The sequence below is a fragment of the Kaistia sp. SLG-1 genome (assembly GCF_059699055.1).
The window spans coordinates 2,312,594-2,332,185 of record NZ_AP048544.1; the positions used below are offsets into that span (position 1 = coordinate 2,312,594).

The 19,592-nt window shown below is 65.9% G+C and carries 18 protein-coding genes and 1 tRNA gene; 11 read left to right on the top strand and 8 right to left on the bottom strand.

The annotated features are described in order from the left end of the window. The first annotated feature begins 98 nt into the window (after positions 1-98). Positions 99-482, top strand: a complete 384-nt coding sequence (locus AC6HZP_RS10405; protein ID WP_201403489.1) for a hypothetical protein — start codon at positions 99-101, stop codon at positions 480-482. 130 nt (positions 483-612) lie between these two features. Here AC6HZP_RS10405 and AC6HZP_RS10410 read toward each other — a convergent pair whose 3' ends face one another. Next, positions 613-2,577 (bottom strand): autotransporter outer membrane beta-barrel domain-containing protein, encoded by a 1,965-nt coding sequence (locus AC6HZP_RS10410; RefSeq protein WP_497526494.1) that lies wholly within the window; start codon positions 2,575-2,577, stop codon positions 613-615. A 377-nt stretch (positions 2,578-2,954) separates the two neighbouring features. Between AC6HZP_RS10410 and AC6HZP_RS10415 the strand changes: the two genes are divergently transcribed. Both AC6HZP_RS10415 and AC6HZP_RS10420 read left to right on the top strand, forming a co-directional pair. Next, positions 2,955-3,689, top strand: a complete 735-nt coding sequence (locus AC6HZP_RS10415; protein ID WP_497526495.1) for a FadR/GntR family transcriptional regulator — start codon at positions 2,955-2,957, stop codon at positions 3,687-3,689. Positions 3,690-3,725: 36 nt separating this feature from the next. Beyond that, positions 3,726-4,529, top strand: a complete 804-nt coding sequence (locus AC6HZP_RS10420; RefSeq protein WP_497526496.1) for an inositol monophosphatase family protein — start codon at positions 3,726-3,728, stop codon at positions 4,527-4,529. 4 nt (positions 4,530-4,533) lie between these two features. On the opposite strand, the gene AC6HZP_RS10425 is transcribed toward AC6HZP_RS10420, so the two are convergent. Beyond that, positions 4,534-5,151, bottom strand: coding sequence for an alpha/beta fold hydrolase (locus AC6HZP_RS10425; RefSeq protein ID WP_497526497.1), 618 nt, complete (start codon positions 5,149-5,151; stop codon positions 4,534-4,536). A gap of 99 nt (positions 5,152-5,250) precedes the next feature. Then, complete coding sequence (locus AC6HZP_RS10430; RefSeq protein ID WP_497526498.1) at positions 5,251-6,138, bottom strand: LysR family transcriptional regulator; 888 nt, start codon at positions 6,136-6,138, stop codon at positions 5,251-5,253. A gap of 163 nt (positions 6,139-6,301) precedes the next feature. Here AC6HZP_RS10430 and AC6HZP_RS10435 point away from each other — a divergent pair, with 163 nt between their 5' ends. The 4 genes from AC6HZP_RS10435 to AC6HZP_RS10450 all read left to right on the top strand — a co-directional run bounded on the left by AC6HZP_RS10435 (position 6,302) and on the right by AC6HZP_RS10450 (position 10,197). After that, complete coding sequence (locus AC6HZP_RS10435) at positions 6,302-7,528, top strand: MFS transporter (protein WP_497526499.1); 1,227 nt, start codon at positions 6,302-6,304, stop codon at positions 7,526-7,528. A 178-nt stretch (positions 7,529-7,706) separates the two neighbouring features. Then, on the top strand, positions 7,707-8,150 hold the full coding sequence (locus tag AC6HZP_RS10440) for an SxtJ family membrane protein (RefSeq protein ID WP_497526500.1): 444 nt from the start codon (positions 7,707-7,709) through the stop codon (positions 8,148-8,150). 51 nt (positions 8,151-8,201) lie between these two features. Then, positions 8,202-8,351 (top strand): DUF5989 family protein, encoded by a 150-nt coding sequence (locus tag AC6HZP_RS10445; RefSeq protein ID WP_201403496.1) that lies wholly within the window; start codon positions 8,202-8,204, stop codon positions 8,349-8,351. Positions 8,352-8,364: 13 nt separating this feature from the next. After that, positions 8,365-10,197, top strand: coding sequence for a carbamoyltransferase family protein (locus AC6HZP_RS10450; protein WP_497526501.1), 1,833 nt, complete (start codon positions 8,365-8,367; stop codon positions 10,195-10,197). Positions 10,198-10,246: 49 nt separating this feature from the next. Here AC6HZP_RS10450 and AC6HZP_RS10455 read toward each other — a convergent pair whose 3' ends face one another. From AC6HZP_RS10455 to AC6HZP_RS10475, 5 genes are all read right to left on the bottom strand, one after another. Further along, positions 10,247-11,683: a pectate lyase gene (locus tag AC6HZP_RS10455; RefSeq protein WP_497526502.1), complete on the bottom strand. Its 1,437-nt coding sequence runs from the start codon at positions 11,681-11,683 to the stop codon at positions 10,247-10,249. Positions 11,684-11,814: 131 nt separating this feature from the next. Further along, complete coding sequence (locus AC6HZP_RS10460) at positions 11,815-13,032, bottom strand: SGNH/GDSL hydrolase family protein (protein WP_497526780.1); 1,218 nt, start codon at positions 13,030-13,032, stop codon at positions 11,815-11,817. Between the two features lie 251 nt (positions 13,033-13,283). After that, positions 13,284-14,411, bottom strand: coding sequence for an SGNH/GDSL hydrolase family protein (locus AC6HZP_RS10465; protein ID WP_497526503.1), 1,128 nt, complete (start codon positions 14,409-14,411; stop codon positions 13,284-13,286). Positions 14,412-14,450: 39 nt separating this feature from the next. Then, positions 14,451-15,692: an SGNH/GDSL hydrolase family protein gene (locus AC6HZP_RS10470; RefSeq protein WP_497526504.1), complete on the bottom strand. Its 1,242-nt coding sequence runs from the start codon at positions 15,690-15,692 to the stop codon at positions 14,451-14,453. Continuing rightward, positions 15,689-16,150, bottom strand: a complete 462-nt coding sequence (locus AC6HZP_RS10475; protein WP_497526505.1) for a hypothetical protein — start codon at positions 16,148-16,150, stop codon at positions 15,689-15,691. The genes AC6HZP_RS10470 and AC6HZP_RS10475 overlap by 4 nt, the downstream gene beginning before the upstream one ends. Positions 16,151-16,523: 373 nt before the next feature. Between AC6HZP_RS10475 and AC6HZP_RS10480 the strand changes: the two genes are divergently transcribed. The 4 genes from AC6HZP_RS10480 (at position 16,524) to AC6HZP_RS10495 (ending at position 19,578) form a co-directional block, all read left to right on the top strand. Next, on the top strand, positions 16,524-18,320 hold the full coding sequence (locus AC6HZP_RS10480) for a sensor histidine kinase (protein WP_497526781.1): 1,797 nt from the start codon (positions 16,524-16,526) through the stop codon (positions 18,318-18,320). Continuing rightward, positions 18,281-18,970, top strand: a complete 690-nt coding sequence (locus tag AC6HZP_RS10485; protein ID WP_201403502.1) for a response regulator — start codon at positions 18,281-18,283, stop codon at positions 18,968-18,970. The genes AC6HZP_RS10480 and AC6HZP_RS10485 overlap by 40 nt, the downstream gene beginning before the upstream one ends. 193 nt (positions 18,971-19,163) lie before the next feature. Then, positions 19,164-19,240 (top strand) — tRNA-Met (locus AC6HZP_RS10490). A gap of 146 nt (positions 19,241-19,386) precedes the next feature. After that, the gene (locus AC6HZP_RS10495) at positions 19,387-19,578 is read left to right on the top strand and encodes a CsbD family protein (RefSeq protein ID WP_497526506.1); all 192 of its coding nucleotides are present in this window, start codon (positions 19,387-19,389) and stop codon (positions 19,576-19,578) included. The last annotated feature ends 14 nt before the right edge of the window (positions 19,579-19,592 follow it).

A 19,592-nucleotide genomic window follows, 5' to 3' on the forward strand; every position in this document is an offset into this window, starting at 1 on the left:
ACAATCCTCAAATCTTCCGAAATCCAAATCTCCGCCCCCCGTGCGGCAGGGCGCGTGCCCTGCCGCTCCCAATCCCAAGCCCCCAACAGGACTTCCCCATGCAGAAGAAAACCCTGCTTCTCCTCGCCGTCGCCACCGCCGTGCTGGTGTCGGGCTGCCAGTCCAGCCAGCAGTCGATGGACAGTGCCTACGTGACCTGCGCCAACAGCGGCATCCGCCCCGGCAGCTGGGAGCATGAGCGCTGCACCCGCAACGTCTACGAGGAAAACCGCCGCAAGGCCGACCAGGCGGCGGCGGCCGTCGCCGTCGGCGTCGCGGCGGGCGCGGTCGGCGCCTATGCCATCTCGCAGGCCGAGAAGGATCGGAAAGACCGTCGCGATCGCCGCGACTGGCGTCCGCCGGTCCGCGACCGCAACAGCCCCTCGATGCCGCCGCGCGATCGCGACAACTGGCAGAGGCCGGGCGGCGTCATCGCCTATTGAGGACCACGTCCTTAGGCGACCGACCTGAAACGACAAAGCCCCGGATCGCGAGATCCGGGGCTCTTCTTTTTGCCGTCGCTCCGCCGTCATCGCTACCGGCCGAAACCGGTAGGGAAGGCGGGCCGGGAGATCAGAGCTTCACGTCGAAGTTGATCTTGAAGGCGTGCGCGGTGACCTCGTCGGCGAACTGGCCGGAGTAGGAGGCGCCGAGCGTCGCGCTGGGGCTCAGCGAAACGCCGAAGCCGGCTTCCAGCGCCAGCGCGTCCTTGGCGATCGGCACGCCCGAGATATCGAACGAGGCGCCGGTTCCAAGTGCGAAGCTGGAGACGGGCGTGACGTCCTCATAGGCGTGCTGCCAGCCGAGCATTCCGTGCAGCGAGGTCTTGGTGCCCCCGAGGTCGAACTGGGTCGAGGCGCGGGCGCCGAGGGTCGAGAAGGTGTTCGACGTCGTCGAGTCGTCGGTCGACAGCGCCGCATTCGTGCCGCCCGTCTCGCCGAAGCCGTCGCTGTTCAGGTGGACATAGGCGAGGTTGACGAAGGGCTCGACGGCGCTCTTGCCCATGTCGAGGCGATAGGCCAGCTCGCCGAAGACCTGCGCCGTCGCGGCGTTGTAGTCGGCCGAGAGGGATTCGGCGAAGGCCGGGAAGACGACGTTGCGGCGGGTGTCGATCTGGTGCCAGCCATACATCGCGCCCGAGCGGAAGCCGAGCGCGCCCCACTGGGTGCCGGCATAGACGCCGATGTCGTAATTGTCGCTGTGGCCCGACGAGGCGCGATCGTCGACCTTGTAGGTCGAGCGGCTGTAGCCGCCGAGCAGGCCGAGCCGCCAGGTGTCGACCGGCACGTCGACGCCCGCGACGAAGCCGGTGGCGTTGCGGTCGAAATCGGCCGCGTAGCCCGAACCCTTGGCGTCGGCCATCATGGTGATGCCTTCGCCCCAGATGACGACGCCGTCCGTGGCGGCCGGCGCTGCATGCAGGCCGTTGGCGTCGACCGTCGCGGTCAGGCCGGTAGGGGCCGCGACCGAGCCGAACGCGGCGCGAAGCCGGCGGTTCGCGGCGTCGCGGACGAAGCGGCTGTCCTCGATCAGGCCGCCCTTGATGTCGGCATGAACCTCGCCGGAGAGCACGTTGCCGTAGGGGCGCAGGTACTTATAGAAGCCGACGCCTTCCTCGCCATTGCCGGGAGCGCTCTCCTCGCGGTTGAGGACGTTCATCGACCAGCCGTCCTTCGTCCACTTGAAGGAAAGGCCTTCGATTTCCTGCTCGGCGCCGAGCTTCAGCGTGCCGAGGATCTCGACCTCGCCGGTCTTGAGATTGGCGCGGCTCAGCGTCTTCTCGGCATCGTCGCTCGAGAAGTACATCCAGCCGTCGAGGATCTTGCCGCCCTGCGCCTGGTCGATCGTCTGCTTCAGCGGGATGTATTCCTTGAAGCTGAAGTCGGACAGGTTGTAGACGGCGATCTGCGTGGCGTTGTCATAGGCCATGCCGTAGGCGAGGCCGGCCTTGGCATCGACCGCCACCCAGCTGGCGACGTCACGGATGCCGTCCGGCGGATTGAGCCTGTAGGCCTTGCCGGTATATTCCAGCGTCTTCGCGTCATAGATGGCGAAGACGGGGTTGGTGTACTTCTGCCCGGTCGACGGATCCCGCTTGCTGGAATCCAGCGAGATGTAGAGCAGCCCGTCGGCGTAATCGATGTCGCCGATATGGTTGAGGCCGATGCTCGAGAACTCGGACGGGATCTCCAGCTGCGGCGCGATCGCATTGGGGTCAATCTTGACGGTGCCGAAGTTGCCGTCGGCGATCTCGAGCGAGTGGGTTCCCGAGAAATACCAGTAGGTGCCGTCCGAGGTGACGCCCTGGCCGCGCGACGGGTCGGCGCCGAGGAAGAAGTTGCGCTCGACCATGACCCAGGGCTCGACGGCGAGCGCCGGCAGCGACGTCGCGACCAGCGCGCCGGACCAGAGCAGGCTGGACAATACGGTCTTCGGAAGGCGGGCGGCGACCGTGCTCTTCAGCGCGGCGAGGCGGCGCTTGTGCGGAGCCGGCTGGCGGGAGGCTTCGCCGGCCGTGTCGATCATCATGGATGGCATTCTGTCGAATTCCTGTTGGCATGCATCGTCGATTTTCTCAGCCCGCGCGCCGTCGATCCATGACGACGGAGGCCCCCGGCGATGGTGATGTTCAGATCTGGTTCTTGGTGGTGCTGTATTTCTTGCAAAATCAGCAAATATGAGCGCATGCGGAATTCATGCTTGAATGCATTCCGACGCGACCACAGCAAATGTCTTCGCAATTATTGCGAATGATAGACTTATGATTTTGGTTTAACTTGAGATATTTATGCGGCTATGTGATTTTGACTCTGGTGACGTGTTTCGCGATGTGCTTATTAGGTTCGGTGCGTGACAGTCATGTGAATAGTGTGAATGATATGAAGAATGCGGCGACCCTCGCGAGGGCATCCCGGATGAGGCCTCATCAGGAGGGCTCATCCCGCTCCGGCCTGCATGCGCGGCTGCTCAACGAAATCGGCCTGAGCATCGTGCGGGGCGATCTCGTGCCCGGCGACCAGCTGCCGAACGGGGACGACTGGAGCGCCGCCGTCGGCGCCAGCCGCACCGGCCTGCGCGAGGTCGTCAAGGTGCTGGCCGGCAAGGGCATGGTCGAGATGCGGCCCCGGACGGGAACGCGGGTCCGACCGCGCAAGGACTGGAACTTCCTCGATCCCGACGTGCTGCACTGGCGCTTCGGCGCGCGGACGACCATCGAGGACGCGCGCTCGCTGTTCGAGCTGCGCCGGGCGATCGAGCCGATGGCCGGCGCCTTGGCGGCGGAGCGCGCGACGCCGGAGCAGATCGCCGAGTTGCGCGACATTCTCGCCGAGATGGAGGAGGCCGGCGCCGACAGCGAGCGCTTCGCCGTGCCGGATCTCGCCTTCCACCAGGCGATCCTGCACATGTCGGGCAACGAGCTGATCGGCTCCCTGTCCGCCCTGATCGAGACCGCGCTGGTGATCAGCTTCCGCCTGACCGACGACAATCCGGCCGGGCAGCTTCATTCGCTCGGGCTGCATCAGCAGATCGTCGAATTCATCGAGAAGCGCGACCCCGCCGCCACCAGCCAGGCCCTGATCACCCTGCTCGACGGCGCGGAGGCGGATGTCCGCGTCTCGCTCGCGGCGCGGCAGGGCCGTCAGGCCTAGGCAGCCATCGCCTCCTCGCACACCTAGAGACCTCGAATGAACAGCCACGAGATCGCGCGACGTCACGCCTTCGCCGAAGAAATCGCGCGCGAGGCGGGCGCCATCGCGCGTCGCGCCTTCCAGTCCGGCGACAGCATTCGCGCCATGGAGAAGGGCGCGCATGACCTGCTCACGGAGACCGACCTCGACATCGACCGCTTCCTGATCGGCCGGCTGCGCGAGGTCTTTCCCGAGGATGGCATTTTGACGGAAGAGTCCGGCGGCAGCTCGGCTGGGAATCTCTGGGTCATCGATCCCATTGACGGCACAATGAACTTCGCGCGCCGGATCCCGCATTTCGCCGTCTCGATCGCGTTCCATGCGGCGGGGAAGACCGAAAGCGGCGTCGTCTACAACCCGATCCTCGACGAGATGTTCACGGCGCGGCGCGGCTTCGGCGCCTTCTGCAACGGGCAGAAGATGCGGGTCCGCCCGACCCGGGATGCTGCCGACGCCGTCATCGATGCCGGCTATTCGTCAAAGCGTCCGCTCGCGGATTACGTGGCGCTGGTCGGTCGGCTGCTGGAGGGGGGCTTCGCCTTCGTCCAGAACGGTTCGGCCGCGATCGGCCTGGCGCAGGTCGCCTGCGGCCGGATCGACGGCTACGCGGAGCTGTTCCTGCATAGCTGGGACGTGCTGGCGGGGCTGCTGCTGGTCGAGGAGGCGGGCGGCTGGACGAGCGATTTCACCGTCGGCGACGGCCTGCTGCGGGGCAATCCGGTTCTGGCCGGCACGCCGGCGATCCAGGAGGCATTGCAGCGCATCCTGCCGCTGGACGAGTTCGCTCGCGGAGCTGACTAGGCGGCTATTTGCTCGCGGCCTGCGCCAGCTTGGCGAGATGCGCCTGGATCAGCCGCGCGACGTCGTCGGCGTGCGAAATGGCGAGGTCGTGATCGGCGCCGGACAGGACCTGCAACTCGGCATCGGGCAGCAGGCCGAGAAGCCGCTCGCCGATCGCAACCGGGCTGATCGGGTCGCTGTCGCCCCAGATCAGCAGCATCGGCGCGGAGACCTCGGCAAGGCGCGTCGTGAGATCCTCGGTCGGCCCCGCGATCCAGTCGGCGGCCTGCGGAAAGCTCGCCCGGTAGCTCACGCGCCAGTCGCTGGCGCCGAGTTCGCGCATCGGCACGCCGGCCGAGGTCACCGCGAGCACGATGCCGCGGACCCTCTCCGGCGCCGCCAGCGCCACCTGCATGGCGACATAGCCGCCCATCGATTGCGCGACCAGCACCGAGGGTTCGGTCAGCGCATCGAGCACCCTGGCGACGAGATCGTCGATGCTCCGGACATTCGGGTCAGGCGGCTCGTTGCCGAGGCCCGGCCAGGCGAAGAACATCGCCGGTTCGTCGAGATCGAGCCGTTCTGCCACCGCGCTCCAGAAGCTCGCGCTGCCGCCGGCGCCGGGAAGAAAGAGGATGGTCATCGCATTTCCGCTGGAAGGTTGGCGGTCGGGATCGGCGCCGGGGCGATTTTGCCTATGGGGCAGGGGGACGATGCCAGCGCGAGGCGCGCGGCTCAAGGATCAATGTTCCAGCATGTCCTCGACCGCGAAATCCACGAACACCCGGAGTTTGGGCGACAGATTGCGGCTCGAGGGCCAGAGCACGTTCAGCAGCGTCGTATCCGGCAGGAAATCGTCAAGGACCGAGACGAGGGTGCCGGCCCGCAATTGCCGGCGCACCGCGAGGTCGGGAATGCAGGCGAGGCCGAGCCCCTGTTCGGCTAGCGAAATCTGCGGCTCCAGCGTGTTCATCACGACGCTGTTCTGGATCGGGACGTCGACCAACTCGCCGTCGCGACGCAGCGGCCAGCGGTCGAGCTTGCCGGTGGTGGCGTAGCGGTAGAGCAGGCCGGCATGACCGGCGAGATCCTCCGGCTGCTTGGGAAAGCCCGTCTGCTCGAAATAGGCGGGCGAGCCGACCAGAACCTTGCGATAGCTGCCGATCCTCCGGACCATCAGGCGCGAATCCGCCGGTTCGCCGGTGCGGATGACGGCGTCGAAGCCTTCGTCGATCACGTCCACCAGCCGGTCGCTGAAATCGAGCTCCATCTCGATGCGCGGAAAACGGCGCTTGAAGGCCGCGAATTTCGGCATGAACAGGATGCCCATGGACGGCATGCTGACGCGGAGCTTGCCCTGCGGTTCGGTCTGGGTCTGCGTCAGCTCCGTCTCGGCCGCCTCCATCTCGCACAGGATGCGCCGGCAGCGCTCGAGAAAGCACGAACCCTCGGCCGTCAGCGTGATGGTGCGCGTCGAGCGGTGAAACAAGCGAACGCCGAGCCGCTCCTCCAGCCGGCCGACCGCCTTGCTGACGGCGGAAGGGGAGACGCCGAGCTTGCGCCCCGCCTCGGTGAAGCCACGGGCATCGGCGGCCTGAACGAAGGCGCTGAGCGCTCCGAGACTATCCATTCTGCTCTCCGATGGCCGACATTCTTGTCCGAAGTGTTGTGAATTGTAGCCTGTTTGTCGGGACGAGGCGACCCTCTAGCTTTTCTCCGAACCGGGCCCGATCGCGCGCCGCGCCTCCCGCCGGCGCCGTCTCCGGCCCTTCAGGCTGAAAGAAGCAAATATCATGACCTCGACTTCTCCCCTCGACGCCCTGCCGGAGGGCCATGCCGCCGTCCGGCCCGAGCCCTTGCCGATCGCCGGATTGCTGGCGCTCGCCATGGCCGGTTTCATCACGCTTTTGACGGAAGTGCTGCCGGCCGGGCTGCTGCCGCGCATGAGTGCCAGCCTCGCCGTCTCGGAAAGCATGGCCGGCCAGCTGATCACGGTCTATGCGCTGGGCTCGCTCCTGACCGCGATCCCGCTGGTCGCCGCGACGCAGGGGCTTCGCCGCCGGCGCCTGCTGCTGCTGGCGATCGGCGGGTTCGCCGTGACCAACACGGTGACGGCGATCTCGGACCATTATGTCCTGACGCTCGCCGCGCGCTTCTTCGCCGGCGTTTCCGGCGGCCTCGTCTGGGCGCTGCTGGCGAGCTACGCCGCGCGCATGGTGCCGTCGCATCTCGCGGGCCGGGCGATCGCGATCAGCGGCATCGGCGCGCCGCTCGCCTTCTCAGTCGGCGTGCCGGCCGGAACGTTTCTCGGCGGCGTGGTCGGCTGGCGGCTCGCCTTCGGCATCATGAGCGCGCTGGCGGTCCTCCTGATCGGCCTCGTGCTCGCCAAGGTGCCGGATTTCCCGGGCCAGCCGGCCGGCAAGCGGCTGTCGCTGACCGGGGTGTTCCGGATACCCGGCATCCGCTCGATCCTGTTCGTCATCTTCGCCTTCGTGCTCGCGCACAACATCCTCTACACCTACATCGCTCCGTTCCTTAGCCCGCTTGGCCTGCTCGACCGCGTCGACGGCATCCTGCTCGTCTTCGGCATTGGCGGCCTGCTCGGGCTTTGGATCGCCGGCGTGCTGATCGATCGCTGGCTGCGCGAGATGGTGCTCGTCAGCATCGTCGTCTTCATCCTGGCCGTGCTGGCGCTCGCCATCTGGGGAGGCTCGCCGATCACGGTCTATGTCGCGGTGGCGGCGTGGGGCATCATCTTCGGCGGTGCGCCGGCGCTGTTCCAGACCGCCTCGGCCAAGACCGCCAGGGAGGCCGCTGACGTTGCGCAGGCGATGATCGTCACCGTCTGGAACCTTGCGATCTCCGCGGCCGGCATCGCCGGCGGCGTGCTGCTCGACACGCTCGGCGTAATTTCGTTTCCCTGGGCGATGATCGCAGCCCTCGTGCCGACCTTGCTGGTCGCCTGGTCGGCGAAGCGGCACGGCTTCCCGTCGGTCCGGCGCGCGGGCAGGGCAGGCTAGCGCGCCCGCTGATCCGGCTCTCATCCCGGCTCGTTGTCAGAGTGCCCCGGCCGCAAGGTTCGGGGCACTTTTGTCGGCGGACCTGCCGCCAGGCCGGCGCCGCAGCGTGGCCGGCGCGGATTTTCCCTACATCCATCGGCATATTGACCCAAAACGCCGCAAATTGTTGTCTTTTCCGATGAAACACGCACAGCACTCCATGGTCGAGCCGCTGGTCGAGCACATCCCGGAAGGGCCCTCGAACCGCAGTTTCGGCTACACCGTCGGCGGCATCCTGCTGGGCCTGATGGCGCTCAAGTGGCTGCTCTCAGGGGCCTTCACGCCGTTCTCGATCGGGCTGGCGCTGATCGGCGCTGTGCTGGTCGCGCTGGCGTTCCTGGCGCCCGAGACGCTGACGGTTCCGAACCGGCTCTGGGCCAAGCTCGGCCTGCTGCTGTTCAAGATCGTCAATCCGATCGTGATGTGCCTGATCTACGCCACCACCTTCGTGCCGATCGGTCTCTTCCTCCGGTGGCGCGGGCACGATCCGCTCGCCGCCTCCTTCGACCGTTCCGCGTCAACCTACTGGATCACGCGTGCCACGGGCGACGCGGATCCGAATGCCATGCGCAATCAGTTCTGATGCCTGACAAGCGAGGCGGGTCTTCGGCCTCGTCGAACTGGGAGATCTGAAATGGAAATGCTGCGTGAGCTCTGGTCCTACATGGGCAGCCGCAAGAAATTCTGGCTCCTGCCGATCTTCGTCATGGTCGGGGTGTTCGGCACGCTGGTGGTGCTGACCCAGGGCACGGCGGTGGCGCCCTTCATCTATACCCTGTTCTGATCGCAGGTCCTCCATGCGTATCCTCGGTATCTCGGCCTTCTATCACGATAGCGCGGCAGCGCTGGTGGAGGATGGGCGCATCGTCGCCGCGGCGCAGGAGGAGCGGTTCACCCGCAAGAAGCACGATCCGGCGTTTCCCGTCCAGGCGATCCACTATTGCCTGGACGAGGCGGATTGCTCGATGGCGGACATCGATCACGTCGTCTTCTACGACAAGCCGTTCCTGAAGTTCGAGCGCTTGCTGGAGACCTATCTGGCGACGAGCCCGCACGGCTTCACCTCGTTCCGGACGGCGATGCCGGTCTGGATCAAGGAGAAGCTGTTCCAGAAGGACCTGCTGCGCAAGCAGCTGGGCAAGATCGCCGGGACGAAGTCCTGGAAAGGTTCGCTCCTGTTCACGGAGCATCACCTGGCCCATGCGGCGAGCGCCTTCTTTCCCTCGCCTTTCGCCAGCGCGGCGGTTCTCACCATGGACGGCGTGGGCGAGTGGTGCACCACCTCGCTCGGCCATGGCCGCGACAACCGCCTCGAGATGCTGAAGGAAATCCACTTTCCGCATTCGCTCGGCCTGCTCTATTCGGCCTTCACCTATTATACCGGCTTCAAGGTGAACTCCGGCGAATACAAGGTGATGGGGCTGGCGCCCTATGGCCGCCCGCGCTTCGCACAGACGATCCTTGACAATCTGATCGATCTGAAGGAGGACGGTTCGTTCCGGCTCGACCAGCGCTATTTCGACTACTGCACTGGCCTGACGATGACTTCGGACGCCTTTCACAAGCTGTTCGGGGGCGAGCCGCGCAAGCCGGAGTCGCCGCTGACCCAGCGCGAAATGGATCTGGCGGCCTCGATCCAGGCGGTCACCGAGGAGGTCGTGCTGCGGTTGGCGCGCTTCGCCAGGCAGGAGACGGGCGAGCGGAACCTTTGCCTCGCCGGCGGCGTCGCGCTGAACTGCGTCGCCAACGGCAAGCTCCTGAAGCAGGGCCTGTTCGACGAGATCTGGGTCCAGCCGGCCGCGGGCGATGCCGGCGGCGCGCTCGGCGCAGCACTTGCGGTCTGGTACGAATATCTCGGCAGCGCGCGTTCGGTGAACGGCAAGGACAGCATGGCCGGCGCCTATCTCGGTCCCGATTTCGGTCAGGACGAGATCGAGCAGCGCCTGACCGCGGCCGGCGCCGTCTACAGCGTCCTGCAAGATGACGACTTGATCGCCAGCACCGTCGATTCCCTCGCTGAGGAGAAGGCCGTTGGCTGGATGCAGGGGCGGATGGAGTTTGGGCCGCGCGCCCTTGGCGGACGGTCGATCCTCGGCGATCCGCGCTCGCCAACCATGCAGAAGACGCTCAATCTGAAGGTGAAGTATCGCGAGAGCTTCCGTCCCTTCGCGCCCTCCGTCCGTCGCGAGGACGTGGCCGACTGGTTCGATATCGACACCGACAGCCCCTACATGCTGCTCGTCGGCGACGTGCTGGACGGTCGGCGGCTGCGGCCCAATCTCGATGACGAGGGCCTGTTCGGCATCGACCGGCTGAACGTGCCGCGCTCGGAGATCCCGGCGGTCACCCATGTCGATTATTCGGCCCGCGTGCAGACCGTGCATCGCGACACCAATCCGCGTTACTGGGAGCTGCTGAGCGCCTTCAAGGAGCGGACGGGCTGCCCGGTGCTGGTCAACACCAGCTTCAACGTCCGCGGCGAGCCGATCGTCTGCACGCCGGAAGACGCGTTCCGCTGCTTCATGGGCACCGAGATCGAGCGCCTCGTCGTCGGCAACTGTGTCCTGCGCAAGGAAGACCAGGCCGCCTCGCTCCGGGTCGACTACAAGGAAAACTTCGAGCTCGATTGAGGCCTCGGCCGGCCGAGCCGGCACGTCGGCGGCGGCAAATCTGTCGCCGTCAGGGTGTCTTGGCGGCGGGTGCCGCGTTTGCCGGGGGCTCGGTGTTCTGCGCCTTGTTCTGGGCCTTGGTGTCCGGCGGTCCCAGTGACCGGACGGCCCGGATGAAGGTGCCGCTCTGGATCCAGTCATTCTCGATCAGCCGCCCCTCGGCGTCGACGTGGCCCAGCGCCAGACGCGGCTCGTTCAGGGAATAGGGGGTCGGCTCGAAGACCCAGTTCCAGCCCTCGACGATCGTCGGCTTTTCGCCGGCCTTGACCCGGTCGACGAGGTCGAGCGCCGCCCCGATGCCGAATTCGCCGACCAGGCTGTATCCCTTGTGCAGCTCCTTGTCGTCGTAGGTCAGCGTGTCTTCGCCGGATACGTAGAGCGGCCGGTTCGTCCCCAGTTCGTAGAAGCGGGCCCAGTCGCCGGAAGGGCGCCGGCTCTGGCGCAGCCAGTCCGCCGCCTCGACGGCGCCGTCGAGATAGCGCTTCTCGCCGGTCCGGAGATAGAGCTGCAGCAGCGCTTCGATGGCGCCGGCGGTCTCGCGCGAGGCCACGGCCGGCGGCTCGAATTTGCGCCCCCAGATCGGTTCGAGATCGAGATTGTAGGTCTGCGCCCAGCCCCGCTGCGGCGCCGGCAATTGGGCGGCGAGCAGGAAGTCGCCGGTCCGCCGCGCCGCCGCGATTAGGTCCTCCCGCGCCTCGTATCGATCGGCCGCGAGGAGCAGGCGCATCGTATCGCGCACGAGCTGGTCATTCAGCACCATGGCGGCGCTCGGCGGCTTCACCCATTCCTTCGACCATGTCTCGGGAAGCCTCGCGCGCCAGGCCGCCGCGAAGCGCTTGTGCGGGAAGACGCGGCCCAGGAAGACGGGCCAGGAACCGTTGGGATATTGCGCCTTCAAGAGCTGATTGAGGCCGTAGCGGATCGCGTCGCCGATGGCGGGATCCTTGCCGTCGGTGACGGTGTCGTACCACATCAGGAAGCCCAGATTGCTCTGGGTGATGTTGTCGTCGAGCGTCGCGTTGTTGCGCTCCTTGTTGCCGTCGATCGCGGCGCAGGCCTCGGCATCGGCAACCGCGGTGCGATAGCACCACTGGGCCCGGCGATCCGGCAGGGTCTCGGTGAAGTTGTACCATCCGCCGGAGAGCAGCTGGCCGTTGAGGGTCGCCTGCGCCGCCGCGCCGGCCGCTTTCAGCCAGCGCGGGTCGCGGGTGATCTCGTAGAGACGAAGGAAGGCTGCCCCGACGCCCGGCGTGCCGGGCGGCTGGTTCCAGACGACGCCGTTGTCGACCCTGCCTTCGCCGCGACGGACTTTGAGATCGGGCGAGTAGGCGTAGACATAGCCGCCCGAGGTTGCCAGATGCGTGGCGAAGAACTCGCCCATCCGCTCCACCGTCGCGACCGGATCGGCCGAGGCGGCAGGTTGCTTGATCTCGGCCCGGACGGGCATGGCGATGACGCACGCGAGGCCCGCGGCCAGGGTCAGGAATGCTGGCGCTCGCCTTCCACGCCGCGAAGGCGATGAGGCTCCAAGGACGGGTTTCATGCAGAAACTCCCTGTGTCGGCCGGCGCTTGCCGCCCTAGCGCTTCAATCGGCCGGTTCTGGCCTCGTCCTCGAACGCATGGTCGACGGTGGCCAGGCGCTGCAGGATCACGTCCGCGGCAACGGTGGCGCCGTCAGGGCTGAAATGGCTGTCGGGGGCGTACATGCGGACCGGCTGCGGTTCGCTAAGGAAGGCCTCGTAGAGATCGATCACCGGGACGTTTTCCGCCGCAGCCGCCTCGCGCACGAGGGTCCTGAGCTGGTCGAACGCCGGATCCTTGGAAAGCGCGCCCATGAAGCGATCGACCCGGGGCACGTAGACGATCGAGAACCGGCCGCCCCAGCCCTGCGTGATCGCCTTCGCCTGACGTAGCGTGTCGCGGAACTCCGGGATGGTGCGCGCGATCTTCGGATAGACCAGGCCGAGCCGGGTCAAGGTCAGCTGCAGCGCGAAGAAATTGCGGAACATCTCCGTCTTGGTCAGCAGGTCGATATAGGTGATCGGCTTACCGCTGCTCTCCTCCATCGCCGCCTCTGCCTGCTCGAGCGGCTTTTCCGCCTGAGCCTGCGAGCCATAATCCGCATTGGGAGCGAGAGCGGTGCGAAGCCAGGGCTCCCTCAGCTCGGCCTCCAGATTCTCCCAGTCATTGCCCTCGAAGAAGACCATCACGACATGGCGCGGCCGGAACACCTGGCCGAAGCGGCCGAGCGTCGCCAGCTCCAGCAGCGGGCCATTGCCGCGAATGCCCATGCTGGCCGCGACCAGGCCGCGATCGCGCAGGCGGGACGCCAGATCCTGGCCGGGCGGCAGGCAGAACCCCTCGACGAAGGAGTCGCCGAGCAGCATCAGGTCCATGTGGTTGTCATAGACCTGGTTCGGATTGTTGAAGCCGTATCGATCCGCCGTGTAGATCACGGTATGGTCTTTCGGCGTGCAGAGGATGACCTTCGCATTCGGAAAGCCGGAGAGAACCGCGCTCGACAATTGCTCCGTGCCGGAGATGTCGTTGAGGCGGTTCAATGTGAAGCCTCGGACCACCTTGTCGTTCTGCGCCAGCGTTTCCCGGCTCTTGTCGCTGAGCTGGCCCAGCATCGCCAGCCGGACGGGAACGGACTGGAACGTCAGCAGCGTCTCGCAGGCGAAGAGGGCGACCAGGGCGCTCAGGCCGGTAATTCCCGCCACGGCGGCCCATTGCGGTCGGGCCAGCACGCCGGTCGCGAGGAACGCCAGCCCCAGCACGCCGGGAACCAGCATATAGCGCATGAAATGCGGCGTGTCGGAGCCATACTCCTCGAAGTTCAGCAGCGCGTAGCCCGGGCTCGACAGGAGATAGAGCGCAAGCAGCGTGCAGGTGATGAGTCCGATTTTCCGCGAAGTAAGCAAGGTACGATCCTGTCGCGTGTGAACTTCCTCACATCGTCACCCCGGTTCGAAAGTCGAGGTCCCCGGGCCGATCTTCCTTCGTTCCAACTGGATGACACGGGCGTATCGGCTGCCGCCGGCCGTCAGGGCGTAGCCGGAGTGGTCGTGGCCGCATTCGTCAGCGATATGGACTGGTGGCCGGGCGTTGCCGGCCCCGAGTGATAGACGTCCGGAAAATCCCGCACGAGCTTGTCGGCTATCGCCTGCGCGAAGCGCTCATTGGCAATCCGGTTCGGATGCGCGTCGGTCGGCGAGACCCAGAGGCTGGTCGGCTCCAGATCGGTGATCGAAGGCAGCAGGTCGAGAAACTCGACATGGTTCGCCTTCGCGACGGCCGCGACACCCGCCGTCACTTCCGGGAACGGATAGTCGCGCAGCTGGTGCAGCTCGGGATAGTTGACGACGAGAAGCTTGATGCCGTTCTCGCGGCAATAATCGGCGAGACGGCCGATCGCGTCCTGGGCCGCGGTCCAGCCCGGCGCGCCGTCGCGATAGAGATCCCGATAATAGGTCTTCCAGTCTGCCTTGCCGAAATATTCGCGGGAGAGCTTGTCGATCGCCGAGGCGAGGAAGACGTAGCCGTAGGAATATTCCCGCCAGATCGACGTCTGGCGTTTCGGCTGCGGCTCGGCGTCGTTGATGAAATAGTTGAGCACGACGACGTCGGGCTTCAGCTCCTGTCCGCGATCGAGGAAATAGGCGATCTCCATCGTCGTGTTGTAATTGCCGACGCCGGTGTTGATCACCTCATTCCGGGGCGTATCCTTCGCGTCGTTGAGCCGCGTTTCGATCAGCTTGGCCGGCGTGTCCTCCGCCTTCACGCCCCAGCCGAAGGTGAGGGAGTCGCCCAACATCATCGTGCGGACGGCTTCGGGCGGCTTGACCAGATCGAACTCCCGGTCGCGAAGGCCCATCGCATTGATCTGGACCGGCACGCCCATATAGAAGCCGCTGGTTTCCGGCCGATGCTCGTGCCCGATTTGAGGATTGTCGCTCACGCGCTTGATATCGCGAGCATATTTCCACATCTCGACATCGAAGTTCATGCCGTCATCAAGCACCCAGCGGGCGGTGCCTTCGATGAGCAGGCCGCCGACGATGACGCTCGCGACGACGGAGATCAGCGCCATCCGCGCCGAGGATTTCGCCGTCGCTTTCCTGGGCGCCTCGGCGGGCGAAGGCTGGCCTCTATCCTTGGTATTCTGGTCCATGCGGGCTTCCCTTCGGTCCTTCGAGCCTCGCAGGCGGGTTCATCCGCCATGCGGGCCCGTTACGAGCTTGAGATAGGCGTCGGCGCGGCTGCAGTCCGGGATGACCGGTTCCGGCGGGTGGAATTCATGCGCCGGCAGAACGGTGGCCTTCGGCCCGCGCGCCCAGTCCGTCATCATCCAGCGCTCGAGCGACTCGGCCACGAGGAACTGGCCATAGGGCGTCAGATGCTTGTCGACGACGCCGTAGGTCTTGCTCGGATCCTGCGCCGAGAGAACGGGGCTCATGTCGAGCAGGTAGGCGTTCGGGGTGGCGGCGGCGAACGCCTCGAGCATGACGCGCTGGCGCTTCGGATCCATGCCGTCGTCGCGCCCGGCCATCTCGGCCCAGGAAGGCAGCGCCAGGATCAGCAGATCGGCGTTGTTCGCCTGCGCCTCCTGGGCCAGCTTGCCGAGGAGCCGGCGGGTGATCTCGATCGCGGTGTTGATGTCGCGCCGGGCGTCCCAATTGCCGAAATAGGGCCGGACGGCCGTGTTGTAGATCCAGGGATAGACCTTGCTGTTGTTCCAGAGGAACAGGTGGATCCGGGCTAGCGGCTTCATGGAATCCTTGGAGGTTCCCACCGCCGGGTGGATGTTGATGTCGACCGTATCGCCATTGAGCGAGGCGCGTTCGACATTGTCGTCGATATCGGTGCTCAGCGAATATTGCTGGATGACGAGGGTGTGGGGCAGGGCCGGGGCCTTGTCCTCGTAGACGCGGATCGAATTCGCCTGGCCATAGCCGCCGACGCCATAGTTGCGGAACGCCCATTCCGGATGCCAGGCGTCCATCAGATCGGTGAAGGTCTCGTTCTCGTTGACCAGGCTGCCACGCGTCATCGAGTCCCCGAGCACGAGGATGGGCTTGCCGTGCGTATCGAAATTGTCGCGGAAGCCTTCCGCGTTGATATGCACATAGGACCAGGGGTCGGCGGTGCTGAAGCGCTCGAAATAGCTGTTCTCGGGCGATTCCGTGTAGCCGAACGTCGGATGCGGGCGATGCCGCGTCTCGATCGGCGTGCAGAAGCGGTATTCGCCTTCGCCGGTCTGGACCTGATATTGCGGAAAGGCGCGCAGCACGAGTTCCGCGCCGGCGAGCGAGAGCAGGATCGAGGCGGTGAACAGCAGGGCGTTGCCGATATAGGCTCGATGGCGCGGGGGCGTTTTGGCGCCGGTTTCCGCCTCGAAGGCGGGGCCGGGTGGCGCGTCGCCGGGCTCGCTCCCGGTGCCGATCGAAGTCATGCTCTTTCAGCCTCCGGAAGCGGACCGACATGGCGGATCTGCAGATGCCGATGGAGCCCCAGGCGATTGCCAAGGTGCCATTGGACGGAACGGGAGCGCGGTTCCTGGCCGAGCCCCGTCAGGATCGAGCGCACCGGCCAGATCCGTTCGCGGTCGACGCCGAGGCCGAGCACGGCGCTGCGAAAACGCCGGGTCATGACGAACACGATGCCGGCCGATAGGACGGCGTCCCGGACGCGCGCGTCATCGTCGATCGAGACATATTCCACCCCCGGTATGGTCAGGGGCATGTCGGCGACGACGGGGTCCAGAATGCGGTCGGCGGCGCGAGGCTCGACACCGTTCAGCACCAGCGCCACCAGCCCGGATTGGCTTGCCCGGTAGGCGCAGTGAAGCAACTGGATGGGCTCACTACCTTCCGTAACGGACGAGATCTCTATTACAGCCCAGTTCTGCATTGTTTCGCTCCATGGCGGAGTGAAATGATCTCGGCTGGAAAACAGGTATTCATTCCGACGACATGTTTTCATGCGGCCGACTGTAGAGGGTTATTGAAGACCGAGATTAGGGCTCTGGCCGCAGCGCGTATATATATCCGAGGATGTATGGGCGGCCGCCGCCGTTGTGCCTAAACCTCTCCGGGAGTACGCTGAGCGCTATCGATCGCCGGCAAGGATGACCCGAGACGCGCACTGGATCGAAAGCACGAAGGAGCTCGCCCGCTAGGGCAAGTCTGGCCTCGGGGCGCGTGCTTCGAGAGCAGGGAGGCCGGCTGTGTCGATCCTGATGCGACATCCGAGAGCACGACGGCGGCAACCTGCCTTCGGATCGGTGTTGCGGTCGTTCCATCCGCTGGCTTGGCTCCTGCCGACGCCCTCGTCATCGAGCCCTGCCGGATCGCGCCTGCAGAACCCCGATATCGCGCGCGGGCGAACCACCTGGATCAACACGTTCCGCGCCCGTTCCGACCGGGTGATCGCCATCGGGCGCATTCTTCTGGCGATCGGCAGCTTCTATATCGCCTGGCTCGATGCCAAGCATCCGCCCGCTTCGCCTGAACTCGTCTACGGGCTCCTGCTCGCCTATCTGGCCTATGCCGTCATCGCCGCCGTGCTGGTCTGGCGGACCGAGGTTTCGCGGGTGCAGGGAACCCTGATCCGCCACGTCATCGACGTGCTCTTCTTCGTCGTCTTCATGTTCCTGACGGATGGGGCGTCCAGTCCCTTCTTCATGTTCATGCCGTTCGCGCTGCTCTCGGCAACCCTCCACTGGCGTTGGCGCGGCGCGTTCTGGACCGCGCTGATCTGCGTCGTGGTGCTTCTGTTCCTCGTCGCCACCGACAGGACCGTGATCGTCGACGCCGATACCGATGCGACGACGGACGCCTCGCGCATCCTCTTCATGGTGGTTTCGGGAATTCTGCTGGTCTGGCTCGGCGCGCATCAGGAGGAGGTGCGGACCGAGCTGCTGCGCCTGGTCGAGAAGACGCCGGCTGTGCCGGAAGGCAGGGAGTGGCCGGCGGCGGTCGCGCTCGACTATGCCGCGCATGTGATGCGCGTGCCCCGCGCGCTGCTGATCTGGAGCGACGCGGAGGAACCCTGGACCTATCTGGCGGTCTGGAACCAGGGTGTGTCGGAAATCCGCCGGCTGCCGCCGAGCCGCTACATGCCTTGGACGGCCGAGACCCTGCAGCATGCGAGCCTTCTGATCTCCGACGCGGCGACGTCGCGCATGCTGGTTCACCGGGGAGAGGGGCGGTTCGACGAGGGCGAAGGCGAGGGGGCGCCGGTATCCCCGGAGCTGGTGGCGGATTTCTCGATCACCTCGGCGGTGTCCGTGCCGTTCTCGATCGGCGACCTCGAGGCGCGGCTCTATCTGCTCGATCCGCCCACCATGACGCTGGACGACGTGGCGATCGCCGAGATCATCGCGGATCGGCTCAAGGCGCTGTTTCACCAGGCGATCCTGGTGCGCAAGCTGAGCGACGCGGCGGCGGTCGAGGAGAGGATCCGCATCGGCCGCGATCTTCACGACGGCGTGCTGCAGTCGCTCGCCGGCACGGCCCTGCAGCTGCAGGCGCTCCGCGCCCTCGATCCAAGCGCCCTCCACGCGCTGGACGAGCGGCTCGCTTCCATCCAGACCATGCTGGCCGGCGAGCAGCGCGACCTGCGCATCTTCATTCGCGCGCTCGAACCCGGCGACCCGTTCGTCGCCGGCGGCGATTTCCAGCTCAAGGCCCAGTTCGACGCCCTGGCGGAGCGGCTGCGGCAGCAATGGCTGATCGACTTCCAGCTCGACCTCGAGCCGGCCGACCTGCGCCTCCCCGCGACGGCCATCTACGAACTGACGCGGATGATCTCCGAGGCGACGGCCAATGCCGTGCGCCACGGCGCGGCGCGCTCGGTCCATGCCAGCCTGAAGCTGGACGGCGATGCCGTCGCCCTGACGGTCGACGACGATGGCGCGGGCTTTGGATATGGCCGACGCTTTGAACATGCCGAGCTGGAAGGAACGAAGGTCGGCCCCCGCAGTCTGCGCGAGCGCGCTGCGGCGGTCGGTGGAACGCTCACAATCGATCGGGTGGCGCAATGGACGCGGATCATAGTCAGGCTCCCACTGACCTCGTGAGCCTCCGCATCGTCATCGTGGACGATCATCTGATCGTTCTCGACGGGCTGCGGCGCATGGTGGAGACCGAGCCTGGCTGGCAGGTCGTGGCGACGTGCCGGAGCGCCGGCCACGCGATCGAAATCGTGGCGTCCATGCCGGTCGATCTCGTCGTGCTGGACCTTCGGATGCCGGAGATGAGCGGCATCGAGCTCGTCCGTCGCCTGCGCCGGGACCGGCCCAAACTGGCGCTGGTGGTGTTGACCGCCGATATCAGCGACGAGGATCTGGCAGAAGCGTCTCGACACGGTGTCAGCGGCGTCGTCCTCAAGGAGCAGGCGCCGACCGTGCTGCTCGACTGCATCCGCACTGTCGTCGCGGGCGGCAGCTATTTCATCGACCAGAATCTGAACGCGGCCTTCGACCGGATCCGCAAGCGCGACGTCGAGCGCGACTGGATCCTGCAGGCACTGACCCCGCGCGAGATCGAGGTGTCGCGGCTGGCGGCGGCGGGCTTCCGCAGCCGGGAAATTGGCTCGCAGCTCGGCATCTCGCCCGGGACCGTGAAGCTCCACCTCCACAGCATCTATAGCAAGCTCGACATCACGAGCCGGGTGGAGCTGGCGAACCTGTCGCAGCGATTACAGCTGAACCTCGACGGATCGGCGTGACGGGAGGCGGGCGACATCCGCAATTCCGCTGCGCGCAAAACCTCGGGAACGGAAATCCGCGGGGCTAACGATGCTGAGCCGGCTCGTGGCCAATCGCCGTGTATAACGGCGACTAATTTCCGATTTGGGGTTCCAAACGGCGGTTCGACCTCCTATATCACCACTGCGCGACGACGAAAGACGAAGCGCGTGACGCGGGGTGGAGCAGCCCGGTAGCTCGTCAGGCTCATAACCTGAAGGTCATCAGTTCAAATCTGGTCCCCGCAACCAGCAAAGAAAAAGCCCCGGCCGCAAGGTTCGGGGCTTTTTCTTGTGCTCTGCCTGCCGCGAACCTCCCCGCCGTTCTTCCCGGGACATGGAACCAACGGCGCCGCCGGCGGTTGATCGGTCGTCAGTTCACGAGGAAGGATTTCACGATGAGCAGCACGACCGACAAGATCAAGGGTGTCGCCAACGAGGCGATCGGCAACGTGAAGCAGGGTGTCGGCAAGGCGACGGAGAACGATCGTCTCCGCGCCGAAGGCAAGGCCCAGGAAATCAAGGGTGAGGCCCAGCAGGCTGTCGGCAAGGCCAAGGACGCCGTCAAGAAGATCGTCGACAACGCCTAGTCGCTGACAATCAT